Source organism: Lacimicrobium sp. SS2-24 (assembly GCF_002201535.1).
GTDB lineage: Bacteria > Pseudomonadota > Gammaproteobacteria > Enterobacterales > Alteromonadaceae > Lacimicrobium.
This window is the reverse complement of record NZ_NIWW01000001.1, coordinates 421,782-434,736: the sequence shown is the minus strand read 5'-3', so window position 1 is coordinate 434,736 and position 12,955 is coordinate 421,782. Positions and strand designations below refer to the sequence as shown.

The 12,955-nt window shown below is 49.1% G+C and carries 11 protein-coding genes and 1 tRNA gene; 3 read left to right on the top strand and 9 right to left on the bottom strand.

From position 1 onward, the window contains the following. Positions 1 to 33: 33 nt before the first annotated feature. Positions 34 to 110 (bottom strand) — tRNA-Val (locus CCY32_RS01915). A 327-nt stretch (positions 111 to 437) separates the two neighbouring features. Continuing rightward, positions 438 to 836 carry a hypothetical protein gene (locus CCY32_RS17300; protein ID WP_246840497.1) on the bottom strand — a complete coding sequence of 133 codons (399 nt, stop codon included), beginning with the start codon at positions 834 to 836 and terminating at the stop codon, positions 438 to 440. Between the two features lie 10 nt (positions 837 to 846). Here CCY32_RS17300 and CCY32_RS01905 point away from each other — a divergent pair, with 10 nt between their 5' ends. Both CCY32_RS01905 and CCY32_RS01900 read left to right on the top strand, forming a co-directional pair. Continuing rightward, on the top strand, positions 847 to 3,888 hold the full coding sequence (locus tag CCY32_RS01905; protein ID WP_088328804.1) for an FAD-binding and (Fe-S)-binding domain-containing protein: 3,042 nt from the start codon (positions 847 to 849) through the stop codon (positions 3,886 to 3,888). 5 nt (positions 3,889 to 3,893) lie between these two features. Beyond that, a complete protein-coding gene (locus CCY32_RS01900) occupies positions 3,894 to 4,310 on the top strand; it encodes a DUF4826 family protein (RefSeq protein ID WP_088328801.1) in 417 nt (138 codons plus the stop codon). A 32-nt stretch (positions 4,311 to 4,342) separates the two neighbouring features. Here CCY32_RS01900 and CCY32_RS01895 read toward each other — a convergent pair whose 3' ends face one another. The 6 genes from CCY32_RS01895 to CCY32_RS01870 form a co-directional block, all read right to left on the bottom strand. Further along, entirely contained in the window at positions 4,343 to 4,801 is a 459-nt protein-coding gene (locus tag CCY32_RS01895; RefSeq protein WP_088328798.1) for a GNAT family N-acetyltransferase, read from the bottom strand. 69 nt (positions 4,802 to 4,870) lie between these two features. Next, a complete protein-coding gene (locus tag CCY32_RS01890; RefSeq protein WP_168171406.1) occupies positions 4,871 to 6,145 on the bottom strand; it encodes an adenylate/guanylate cyclase domain-containing protein in 1,275 nt (424 codons plus the stop codon). Positions 6,146 to 6,264: 119 nt separating this feature from the next. Further along, a complete protein-coding gene (gene purB, locus CCY32_RS01885; RefSeq protein WP_088328794.1) occupies positions 6,265 to 7,638 on the bottom strand; it encodes an adenylosuccinate lyase in 1,374 nt (457 codons plus the stop codon). Positions 7,639 to 7,641: 3 nt separating this feature from the next. Next, the gene (hflD, locus tag CCY32_RS01880) at positions 7,642 to 8,280 is read right to left on the bottom strand and encodes a high frequency lysogenization protein HflD (protein ID WP_088328792.1); all 639 of its coding nucleotides are present in this window, start codon (positions 8,278 to 8,280) and stop codon (positions 7,642 to 7,644) included. A 12-nt stretch (positions 8,281 to 8,292) separates the two neighbouring features. Continuing rightward, positions 8,293 to 9,393, bottom strand: a complete 1,101-nt coding sequence (gene mnmA, locus CCY32_RS01875) for a tRNA 2-thiouridine(34) synthase MnmA (protein WP_088328789.1) — start codon at positions 9,391 to 9,393, stop codon at positions 8,293 to 8,295. 93 nt (positions 9,394 to 9,486) lie between these two features. Further along, on the bottom strand, positions 9,487 to 10,026 hold the full coding sequence (locus tag CCY32_RS01870; protein WP_088328787.1) for a pseudouridine synthase: 540 nt from the start codon (positions 10,024 to 10,026) through the stop codon (positions 9,487 to 9,489). 319 nt (positions 10,027 to 10,345) lie between these two features. Here CCY32_RS01870 and CCY32_RS01865 point away from each other — a divergent pair, with 319 nt between their 5' ends. After that, on the top strand, positions 10,346 to 12,586 hold the full coding sequence (locus tag CCY32_RS01865; protein ID WP_088328785.1) for an NADP-dependent isocitrate dehydrogenase: 2,241 nt from the start codon (positions 10,346 to 10,348) through the stop codon (positions 12,584 to 12,586). A 128-nt stretch (positions 12,587 to 12,714) separates the two neighbouring features. On the opposite strand, the gene cspD is transcribed toward CCY32_RS01865, so the two are convergent. After that, complete coding sequence (gene cspD / locus CCY32_RS01860; RefSeq protein WP_088328783.1) at positions 12,715 to 12,933, bottom strand: cold shock domain-containing protein CspD; 219 nt, start codon at positions 12,931 to 12,933, stop codon at positions 12,715 to 12,717. Positions 12,934 to 12,955 lie beyond the last annotated feature (22 nt).

Sequence of the window (12,955 nt, the reverse complement as noted above, 5' to 3'; positions counted from 1 at the left end):
TGTTCAGAAGTAAAACAGAAACCTGGTGGGAAGTGGTGCGTCCGAGTAGACTCGAACTACCGACCTCTGCCATGTCAAGGCAGCGCTCTAACCAACTGAGCTACGGACGCACGATAGGTTTTCAGGTGTTAGCGGTGATAACCGGAAACGGCGCGTATAATAGCCATGGGGCTTGACGGGTGCAAGTGCTTTTTCGCCGGAACGGTTCAACTGCTGTAATTCTGCTCAGTATCGGACAGTTCTTTGAACGCAGGTTGCCGGTATAAGAGACTTTTTGCTCCAAGTATGAACAATAACAGCACGCCCATTATTTGGCCCTGAAGTCATATCTGAAGAATCATATTGAGATGATGGAGACAATATCAGCCCCCAGATAGATGTTTTGTTCACTATTACCTGCCCGGAAATTGATGTTCAGGCTTACCGACAACAAAGGCTCAGCGTCGTAATTTTCGGTTAAGGAAGTAGCGATCCAGCTTTTGAGCGCTGCGTTGCATGGCTTTTTGACAGCCCCACAAGCCTTTGCGCATTTTCGGAAATTCCATACTCAATAGCACCAGCCCGGCCAACAAGAACAAAATCGATCCAGGCAAAATGGCAAAAACAACGCCAATGACGGCGAGTAAAACGCCCATTGCAATACGCAGGTTTCGTAACATAAGTGGACTCACTTTTTGATAATAGGTCCATTTAAGCCTACCACTAAGAGAAGAAATGACATGCTGATAACTGTTACAACTGATGTCAAAATGAACTAAAAAGTCAGGCCTACCCATGTGCTCAGGCCATGCGTAAATCCTCGCCTGTGGTATAATACCGCCCACTTTAAATAACATGAAGTTGCCAATGTTACCCCGAGTCGACGCCCTCTCATCTGTTGAACAAAGTTATCTGGATTATTTGCACGCACTGCCCGAGGCGGGTTTTAGCGGTGATATCGAAACCAGCTACGCCAGTCGACTGGCAGTAGCAACGGACAACTCGGTTTACCAGAAATTGCCTCAGGCGGTAGTGTTCCCCAAAAACATAGAGGACTTACAATACCTGGGGCAATTGGCTGAGCTGCATACACAGGTACGTTTTTCTGCTCGCGGTGGTGGCACCGGAACCAATGGTCAGTCTCTGACCTCTGGTATCGTGGTGGATTTGTCCCGCTACATGAATCGTATTCTGGACTTCAATGCCAAAGAGGGGTGGGTCAAGGTGGAAGCGGGCGTGGTAAAAGACCAGCTAAATGACTTTTTACGACCCCATGGATACTTTTTTGCCCCGGATCTCTCTACCAGCAACCGTGCCACCATTGGTGGCATGATTAACACTGATGCATCAGGGCAGGGATCACTGGTGTATGGGAAAACCAGTGATCATGTGCTGGCATTGCGCAGTGTGCTTGCAGACGGGACGTTACTGGATACACATCCTGTACCGGTTGAAGAGGCCCGAAAGCAAGCCGATGAAAACAGCCCTATCGGCAGGGTCGTTAAACAGGTACTGAACACGTGTGAGCAAAAGCGCGAACAGATTCTGGCAAAGTTTCCGCGCCTTAACCGCTTTTTGACCGGTTATGATCTTGAACATGTCTTTGACGACAGTTTGTCCCACTTTGATCTCAGCCGCATTATAACCGGCTCCGAAGGGTCCTTAGCCTTTGTGGCGCAAGCAAAGCTCAATGTCACGCCTATCGCCAAATTTAAAACCCTGGTGAATGTTAAATATGATTCCTTTGAGTCAGCGCTTCGACATGCACCTCAGATGGTGGCAGCGCAAGCTACTTCGGTAGAAACCGTTGATAGCAAAGTGCTTAACCTGGCCAGAGAAGACATTATCTGGCACTCAGTCAGCGATCTTATTCAGGAGGTACCGGATAAAACGCTGCTGGGTTTGAATATGGTGGAATACAACAGCGAAGATGCCAGGGACATGGAACACAAGGTGAAAACCTTATGTGAAAAGCTGGATGAATATATCGCCAGTGGTCAGGCCGGTGTGATTGGCTATCAGCTGACTTCTGACACCAGCCAAATTAGTAAGATATACGCCATGCGCAAGAAAGCAGTGGGGTTACTTGGCAAAACCAAAGGGGATAAAAAGCCGGTAGCGTTTGCAGAAGATACGGCAGTACCACCTGAAAAGCTGGCTGATTTCATCATGGAATTCAGAGCATTATTAGATAGCCAGGGCCTGCATTATGGCATGTTTGGTCACGTGGATGCCGGGGTGCTGCACGTCAGACCTGCACTGGATCTGTGTGATCCTGAGCAGGAAAAACTGATGCAGCAAATTTCCGATCAGGTGGTGGCCTTAGTGGCAAAATACGGTGGCCTGATGTGGGGTGAGCATGGCAAAGGTTATCGGAGTGAGTATGGGCCCGCCTTTTTCGGAGACGAGCTGTTTAACGAATTGCGTCACATCAAAACGGCCTTTGATCCACTCAATAAAATGAATCCAGGTAAAATTTGTACGCCGTTTGACTCGGATGAAGCGCTGGTCAGAGTCGCTGATACTAAGCGTGGCACCTATGACAGGCAAATTCCTGTTGCTGTGCGTGAAGCCTTTGAGCCGGCAATGAGTTGTAATGGCAATGGCTTATGCTTTAACTATGACACCACGTCGCCCATGTGTCCCTCCAGTAAGATTACCCGAGATCGACGCCACAGCCCCAAGGGGCGGGCGGGCTTAATGCGCGAGTGGCTGCGTCTGTTGTCAAATCAGGGGGTGGATATTAATGACTTGGAAAAAAGCGACAGTGCGCCTTCATTTTGGCAACGCCTCAGAAACAGTCGCGATAAACGACAAAAAGAAGACTTCTCTCACCAGGTGATGGAAGCCATGGAGGGATGCCTCGCCTGTAAAGCCTGTGCCAGTCAATGTCCGGTAAATGTGGATGTGCCTGGTTTTCGGGCTCGTTTTTTGAGCTTGTATTACAGTCGCTATGCGCGGCCGCTGAAAGATTATCTGGTTGCGAATATTGAAACAATGGCGCCTTGGCTGGCAAAAATGCCAACCCTGGTGAACAACGTGATGGGCCTAAAGCCTGTTAAGGCATTACTTAGGAATACGCTTGGCTATGTGGATGCGCCGATATTATCGGTACCTGTGCTGAACCAGCGTGTCGGGGAAGCGGCAAGTTTTGATTTGAACGCGTTGCAGAAACTAAATGAAAAGCAACGTCAGCGCCACGTATTAATCGTGCAGGATCCCTTTACCAGTTTCTACGAAGCGGAGGTCATCACCGATTTGGTCAAGCTGGCAAAGAAACTGGGTCTGACCCCCGTCTTGTTGCCCTTTAAGCCCAATGGAAAGCCGCAGCATGTAAAAGGATTTTTGAAGGAATTCGCTGCAACAGCGCGAAATTCTGCGGATTTTCTTAATCAGGTTGGCATATTGGGAATTCCCATGGTGGGCGTCGATCCATCACTGGTGTTGTGTTACCGAGACGAGTACAGCAAAGTCTTGGGACAAGAGCGTGGGAATTTTCAGGTATTGCTGGTGCATGAATGGTTGCAGACGATTGACTCAGAGGTGTTGCCTGAGGCCTCTGATGATAATCTAGAAAATACAGATTTTGCGCTCTTTGCCCATTGTACAGAGAAAACGGCGCTGCCGAGTGCTGAAAAACAGTGGCAACAGATTTTTAGTCGCTTTGGCCTGACCTTGACACCGGTGTCCGTAGGCTGTTGTGGCATGGCAGGAACCTACGGACATGAAACCAGCCACCTGGACAACTCCTTCGGTATCTTTGACTTAAGCTGGAAACACGCGCTCAAAGAGCTTAGCCCGGCTCAAGTTCTGGCCACAGGCTATTCATGCCGAAGTCAAACCGCTAGAATACAAGGGTTTAAACCACGGCATCCGCTTCAAGCACTGCTTGGCGTTTTAGAGGAATAATAATAATGACACAACAACCGCAGCCGATGAATGAAGAGCAAGTTTCTGATTGGGTTAAAACACAATTGCAAAAGTGCAGTAAGTTTTTGGCCGAGAAAGGAATAATCGTACAAAGTGTAAAAATGGAAGAGAGTCGTTATCTGGCACCCTGGGTAACAGCCTGGAAAGTGCAAAGTACAGAAGGCAAATATTACTGGGCTGTGGCAGGAGACCTTCCTACCGATGTGCTTCCGCTTAGTGCGGCTAAAGATGCACGTGCGGCGCTTCGCCATTTGGCATTGGGCTGGCAGATGAAATCAGAAAATATCCGTCAGGTGTCTGCCGGCGACAAGACTCAGGAGGAATTCGCTGACTTGCTGGACAACAAGGCGCAATTACTCTACCAAATGACTGAGCAGGATAATGTCTGGAGGCAGGGATAAAAATAGCAGGGGCCTAACGGCCCCTGATTAAGCTAGTGGGTTAACTCCACTCTGGGGATGTTGAAATGGTCGATATTGCAGCACATCCGCTGACGCGGGATGCCGGCATCCATAAAGACACTTCCGACGGGATGAAAACCTTGTTGTTGATAAATGCTAACGCCTTCCAACTCACATTGAACGGTCACACTCTCTAACCCCTGGGCTCTTGCAATGGTTAGCAGTGCGGAAATTAACTGTGTATACACTTCCGGCTTGCGACAACCACTCACCACGGCAATGCGACCGATCTCACCGGCAGGTGTGATGCGCCCTGTGGCGACTTCTTCACCCTGCTCATTGCAGATTAAAACGTGGCAGGCGCTGTGATCCTGTTGATCAAACTCCACTTCCCTGGGGATTCGCCATTCGCACACAAACACTTTTTCTCTGATTCTAGTGAGCTCTTTTCTGGCACTCATCCAGTCGACATTTTTTGTCGTAAAAGACATCGAGCTGGCCTCCGGTATCCATACGGCGCATCATTGCGCCGACCTACAAGTTTAGGATGTGATTAAATATTAATCAAATTGGCGCTGGCGTGGATTTTTTTGCGATGAAGGCTGTCCACTGGGGAGTGTTTGCGTTAGCCAATAGGTATGGTATTCGCCCATGCCTTTTATGGGTATGCGGCCTCGAGGCAAACAGTGAAATAGTTGGCGAACCTGCCGGTACGTGTATTCACTGATCTGAATCTGGTTGCTGGCGCCCTGACTTTCCATCCTCGATGCCAGATTGACGCTGTCACCCCATAAGTCGTAACTAAACTTGTTGGTGCCAATAACGCCAGCGACCACCTCGCCGGTATTAATACCAATGCGCAGGCCATTGGTGATCTTATAACTGGTACTGATTCGCTCAAAACAACGCATCATGTCCAGCGCGCAGCGACAGGCACGACATGCATGGTCATCAAAATAGTCAGGGACACCACAAACCGCCATGTATTCATCGCCATTGGTTTTGATTTTTTCCAATCCATGCTTTTTCAACAAGGTGTCGAAACCACCGTAAAGCTCGCTCAAAAAAGCCACTAATTGGCGCGGTGAGCGGCTATTGGTGATGTCAGTAAACTGGCAAATGTCGGCAAACAGAATGGTGGCACTACTGTGATAATCGGCCAGTGTCTGAGGGTTGTGTTTCAGACGCTCAGCGATGGATTCAGGCAGAATATTGAGCAGCAACTGATGTGAACGACTTTGTTCAGCATACAGTCTGCGCCAACTGCTGATGTGATCTTTGCGGATAAAATAGGCACACAATAATGACGCCAGGGCAAAACTGATATGGGTGAACTGGCGCACCGCATACTGATAGTCACCCTGATACGTAATGCCAATATGATTAACCTGCTGGTAGGCCAATACCACAAACAGCAATAAGAACGTGCTGACGCTCAGCCATATCAACTTGTTTTCATGGGCCTGATATAAAAAGGGACTGATAACAAAACCCTGAATGAGAAAAAGGTGGGTCGCGCTGTAATGTCCGAGGTACAAACTGGAGAGGGTGATATAACTGGCAAAGCACAAGATCAGAATACGTCGCCCAATAGCCGGGTGACCCATCTGTGCAGACAAGGGTACCAATGGCGTGATCAGGCAATGCAGCAAAAGCATGATCGCCTGGCGATCACCCCCTTGTGACCAGTATAAAAGGTGTAAAGGTAAGTGCATCATCAGTACGATGAACACAAGTAACGCAAGCAGGTTGGTGAGCCGCAGCGGACTGATATCCTGATGCCAGTTATCTGAGATTCCGGCCCAGATCCAGGTCTTGAGTAGGGATGTGAGCATGCCAGTTCCTTCTGCCATAAAAAAAGCCCAACAACGTTGGGCTTTAAGTATAGTTCAGGCTGGCTGACTTATGACACGTACGCAAGCTTATGGCGATTCCGATAAGCTGTTAACTATGTTTAGCGAAAGAGCTTATCTACCAATTGCTCGGCCTGGCCCACATATGTGGCGGGGGTCAGTGCCCTGAGTTCTGCTCTGGCCTCATCAGGTAACGCCAGTGTGTCGATAAACTCTGCCAGTTTCTGTTGGTTAATGCGCTTGCCACGGGTCAGTTCTTTGAGCTTTTCATAAGGTTTTTCAATACCGTAGCGACGCATTACCGTTTGTACAGGCTCTGCCAGAAGCTCCCAGTTGGCATCCAGTTCCTGTGCCAGACTCGCTTCATTAACTTCCAGTTTGCTGATGCCCTTAAGACTGGCTTGATAGGCGATAAGTGAATAGCCTATTGCGACGCCAAGATTTCTGAGTACCGTGGAATCCGTAAGATCCCGTTGCCAGCGTGATATGGGCAGCTTTGCCGCCAGGTGATCGAAAATGGCATTGGCCAATCCCAGGTTGCCTTCAGAGTTCTCAAAATCAATGGGATTAACCTTGTGGGGCATGGTTGATGAGCCAATTTCTCCGGCCACCGTCTTTTGTTTAAAGTGACCCAAAGCGATATAACCCCAAACATCTCGGTCGAAGTCGATGAGTACCGTGTTAAATCGGGCAATGGCATCAAACATTTCAGCGATATAATCGTGTGGTTCAATTTGAGTGGTGTATGCATTCCACTGAATCCCCAGACTGGTTACAAATGCTTCCGAGATGGCTTCCCAATCAAGCTCCGGATAGGCTGACAAATGGGCGTTATAGTTACCCACGGCGCCATTTAGTTTACCCAATAGTTCCACCTGAGCCAGTTGATTGCGCTGGCGCTTTAATCTGACCATCACATTAGCCATTTCTTTGCCCATGGTAGTGGGAGAGGCAGGCTGACCATGAGTGCGGGCCATCATGGCGATGGATTTGTATTCCTTTGCCATGCGTCCCAGCTCACCGATAAGCTTGTCAAAATAGGGCAGAATAACGTCATCCCGGGCGGTTTTGAGCATCAGTGCGTGGGAAAGGTTGTTAATGTCTTCTGAGGTGCAGGCAAAATGAATGAACTCTGTCACATTATTGAGTTCTTCATTGTCAGCCACTTTTTCTTTGAGAAAATACTCCACCGCCTTCACGTCATGATTGGTGGTGCGCTCTATGTCTTTTATGCGTGCAGCATCTGCCTCAGAAAACTCGTTTACAATAGTGTTAAGCGCTGCACTGGCTTCAGGGCTAAAGGACGGAACTTCGTTAATCCCGTCGATCTCGGCCAGTTTTTGCAACCAGCGTACTTCTACCTGCACCCTAAATTTGATCAGACCAAATTCACTGAAAATAGATCGTAATTCTGCGGTTTTACTGCCATAGCGGCCGTCTACCGGTGACACCGCAGTTAAGGATGAAAGTTCCATGATTTAGGCTCCTGAAGCGTTAAGTCGTTGAAGTGCCTGCTCGGCACAGCTGAGAATCGTTTTACGTGAGAACAGTATCTGCCGGCGCTTTCCGCCGAGCTGGCGCCACAGAACCGCGGCACGAACGCCGGCCAGCAGACAGGCTCTGACCCGATGTTGAATACTGGTTTGCTTGAGTATATTCGGATCGCCCGCCACCTGAATTTTCGGACCGATGGGGCTGATGACATCCGAATAGATACGCGCCATATTGGCCAAAGCCGGTTCATCAAGCAGATCATACAGTGTCTGCTGGCGCTTAATGTGAGAGATACGCTCGCCCAGTTCATTCATGCTCTTACTATGACGACTGAGTTTTCGTTCCAACCCTAAAATACTGGCAATATAGCGTGTGATTTCCGCGTCTTTTGCGTCAGGCTTACTGCTTAATTGTGATTCCAGCGTGGTGAAACCCAGTGTCAGGTTATCCATCGAGCCAAAGACGTCCTCGACCTGTTTCGGATCGGTAACTATGAGGCTGTTGATGCTGGCGGCAAATGCCTGCTCATCGGCTTTACCTTTTCGGGCAAGCAGCTTTACCAGGCTTGCCGACTGGCATACACCAGCAAGGGCAATGGCTTTGTCTAGTTCAGTATTGTTCATTTTATCATCAAATTAGCGAATGTAACGTTCGATAATGCCGCCACCCAGGCAAATATCATCCTTATAGAAGACCGCTGATTGTCCGGGTGTGACCGCTTTTTGCGGCGTATCGAAGTGAACTTCCAGTTGGCCTGTTTGCGTCGGTGTTATCTGACAGGGAATATCCTGCTGGCGGTAACGTGTCTTGACCATACAACGTATAGCTTGCCCGGGGCCGCTGCTGTCAGTCCATTCCAGTTGTTTGGCAATCAGGCCAGTGGAATAAAGGCGAGGATGGTCATCTCCCTGGCCTACAATCAGCACGTTTCGTTCAACGTCTTTGTCGACGACGTACCAGGGCTCATCGCCGTGGTCTTTGAGACCACCAATATGCAGACCTTTACGTTGCCCCAGTGTGTGATACATCAGCCCTTCATGCTCACCGATTTGTTCGCCTTCGGCGGTTTCGATAATGCCGGGCTGGGCTGGCAAATACTGGCTGAGAAAGTCCTTAAACTTGCGTTCACCGATAAAGCAGATGCCGGTGCTGTCTTTCTTATCATGAGTGATCAGGCCCTGTTCGGCAGCAATTTCCCTGACCCGAGGCTTTTCCAATTCTCCAACCGGAAAGAGGGTTTGTGCCAACTGATGCTCTTTGAGGGTGTAAAGAAAATAGCTCTGATCTTTGTTGTCATCCAACCCGCGCTGCAACTGCCAGTGGCCATCCCTTTTCACTCTGCGTACATAATGGCCAGTGGCAATATAGTCGGCGCCAAGGTCCTCGGTGGCGAAGTCTAAAAAGGCTTTAAACTTGATTTCCTTATTGCACATAATGTCAGGATTAGGCGTGCGACCGGCACGGTATTCTGCAAGAAAATATTCAAAGACCTGATCCCAGTATTCTGCAGCAAAATTAATGCTGCGCAGGGGAATGCCGAGTTTATCGGCTACTGCTTGTGCGTCCTTAAGATCCTCTGCAGCGGCACAATACTCATCGTTGTCATCTTCTTCCCAGTTTTTCATAAACAGGCCTTCAACCTGATAGCCCTGCTCTTTAAGCAGATAAGCGGAAACTGAGGAATCTACACCGCCGGACATGCCGACTATGACTTTAATCTGACTGTTATCTGACATAGAAAACGAGCTTACAATCCAGACCGGTTTAAAAGAGCGCGAATTCTAGCAGAATTGACCGTGCAGCGCATCTGCAATGCGTGCTATGGCAGTCTAAATTTGTCTATAAGTACCCACATCCAGACCATCCAGCGTCCAGTTGCCAATACGATAGCGCACCAGGCGAAGGGTGGGGAACCCAATATGAGCCGTCATGCGTCTGACCTGTCTGTTTCTCCCTTCCGTGAGAGTGATACTCAGCCAGGTAGTGGGAACAGACTTTCTAAACCTTACGGGAGGATTGCGCGGCCACAGTCGCGGCTCTTCCATAAAGTCCACTTTGGCCGGCTGAGTGGGGCCATCTTTAAGCTCGACACCGTCCCGCAGCTGTTGCAGATGTTGTTCCGAAGGTTCTCCTTCTACCTGGACCCAATATGTCTTGCTGGTTTTATGTTTAGGGTCGGCCAGTTTATGTTGTAGCTTTCCATCGTCGGTTAATACCAGCAATCCCTCGCTGTCTTTATCGAGGCGTCCGGCGGCGTAAATACCGGGAATATCAATGTAGTCTTTGAGGGTCGGACGGTTATCGTCATCGGTAAATTGCGTCAATACCCCAAAGGGTTTGTTGAACAAGACAAGGCGTTTTTTATGCATTAAAAGACCTTAAAATTGTATCCCGTAAAGAAAAAAGGTGTCGATGTTGCACCAAAGTATACCTGGCAGGACTTGTACTTCACTAAAATGACCATATATGATCAGCCAACGTTTTGTTCGACGCAAGGCAAAATGCCGTTGCGTGAAGCAACAAATAGGGCAACACAAACCTTTTAATCCTGATGCGCATCTCCCGTTGTGTCCCCGCCGGACCCAGCATACGGCATCAGTAATCCCAGGGAGGGCATAACAACAGCCGTTATGCTGGCCCGGAAACACAAAGCAGCCTGGTTTAGGGCTGCCAGAACCGAGGTATACCATGACGACATCCAAGTCTAAGATTATCTACACCAAGACGGACGAAGCCCCCGCGCTGGCTACCTATTCTTTGCTCCCTATTATCCGCTCTTTTGCTGCGCCTGCAGGTATTGAGGTAGAAACCAGCGATATCTCGTTGGCAGCACGTATTCTGGCCACGTTCCCGGATTATCTCAGTGACGAACAGCAGGTTCCCGACGCGCTGACTATATTGGGTGAGCTGACCCAGCAACCAGAAACCAACATTATCAAATTGCCCAATATCAGTGCATCGATTCCACAACTTAATGCCGCCATAAAAGAACTGCGCAGCAAAGGGTTCATGGTGCCGCCATTTCCGGCTGAGCCAAAGGATGATAAAGAGAAAGAAATTAACCAGAGATATTCCAAGGTACTGGGTAGTGCAGTAAATCCGGTGTTGCGAGAAGGTAACTCTGACCGTCGGGCGCCGACAGCGGTAAAAAACTATGCTAAGAAGCATCCGCATTCGATGGGGGAGTGGAGTCAGGCGTCCCGCTCACACGTAGCGCACATGCGAGGTGGTGATTTCTATTCTGGTGAGAAGTCGTTAACTGTAGACAAGGCTGGCCATGTTCGTATCGAATTTAGCGATAAAAACGGCCAGGTTACAGTGCTTAAGTCTCGTGTCGATCTGCTTGAAGGTGAAGTGATTGACGGCATGTTTATGAGCAAGAAAGCACTGTGTCGCTTTTTTGAAGAACAAATAGAAGATGCTAAAGAAACCGGTGTGCTGTTTTCTTTGCATGTGAAGGCCACGATGATGAAGGTGTCGCACCCCATCGTATTCGGCCACTGTGTCAAAGTATTCTATAAAGAACTCTTTGATAAGTATGCCGATTTATTTGAAGAGCTGGGTGTGAATCCAAACGATGGGCTGGGCAGTGTGTACGAAAAAATTGAAAGCCTGCCCGAGTCTCAACGTTCTGAGATTCAGCATGATATTAATGCGGTTTATGCGAATCGTCCGCCTATTGCCATGGTGAATTCTGACAAAGGCATATCTAACCTGCATGTCCCCAGTGACGTAATTGTCGATGCCTCTATGCCAGCCATGATCCGTAGCTCTGGCCAGATGTGGGGACCCGATGGAAAACTGCATGACACGAAAGCGGTAATACCAGAAAGCACCTACGCCACGATTTATCAGGAAGTGATTAACTTCTGTAAGACACACGGTGCGTTTGACCCTACTACAATGGGTACCGTGCCCAATGTAGGCCTGATGGCGCAAAAAGCCGAAGAGTATGGCTCGCACGATAAAACCTTTGAAATGAAAGGGGACGGTGTGGTACGTATTATCGATCAGGACGACAAAGTTCTGATGGAACATGAAGTGGAAGAGGGTGATATCTGGCGCATGTGTCAGGCCAAAGATGCACCGATTCGTGATTGGGTGAAACTGGCAGTAACCCGCTCCCGTCTCTCCGGTATGCCAGCGATCTTCTGGCTGGATGACGAGCGCGCGCATGATGCTCAGTTGATTAAGAAAGTGACGGAATACCTCAAAGAGCATGACACAGACGGTCTGGACATTCAGATAATGTCCCCGGTTCGCGCCATTCGTTACACGATGGAGCGCTGTATTCGTGGTCTGGATACCATATCTGTGACCGGAAACGTACTGCGTGACTACCTGACCGATTTATTCCCTATTTTAGAACTGGGCACCAGTGCAAAAATGCTCTCTATCGTGCCACTAATGGCTGGTGGCGGCTTGTTCGAGACCGGAGCCGGCGGGTCTGCACCTAAGCATGTTCAGCAGTTCACAGAAGAAGGTCACCTGCGCTGGGATTCGCTCGGGGAATTCCTTGCCTTGGCGGTATCTTTGGAGGACCTGGCTATTAAACAAGGTAATGGCAAGGCCAAGGTGCTGGCAACAGCACTGGACAAAGCCACAGAAACCTTGCTTAACGAAGGTAAATCACCGTTGCGCAAAGCCGGTGAACTGGATAACCGCGGCGAGCACTTTTACCTCGCCATGTTCTGGGCCGATGAAGTGGCTGCGCAGACAGAAGATACTCAGATGGCAGAGCTGTTTAAGCCTTTGGCCAAAGTATTGCGTGAAAATGAGCAGCAGATTCTTGCCGAAATTGACGCCACACAGGGGCAACCCGCGGACATTGGTGGCTACTATTATCCCGATGAAGAAAAAACCCGTAAGGCGATGTTCCCAAGCCAGACGTTTACCCGCATTCTCAGCGAGCTAAAAGAGAAGGCGTGATCCCCACGGGCTTGCGCATGAGTCACAGGCCCTGACCAATAAAAAAGCAGATAGGTAACTATCTGCTTTTTTTATGCCTGGCGATACGCTGTTCTAAGTGGTGATAGATTACCACTGCGCATGGGGGCTTAACGTTCCGGTTCGTCAGAGAGCTCGATGTTTTCAGCGTGCAACCCTTTAGGGCCTTGCTGAACTTCAAATTTCACTTCCTGACCGGCTTTCAGGGAACGATACCCGTCCATCTGGATTGTCGAATAGTGTGCAAAAACGTCTTCACCACCATCCTCTGGAACAATAAAACCAAACCCTTTTGCATTATTGAACCATTTGACCTTACCAACTGTCATACTTCTGCTTCCTCTTGATCCC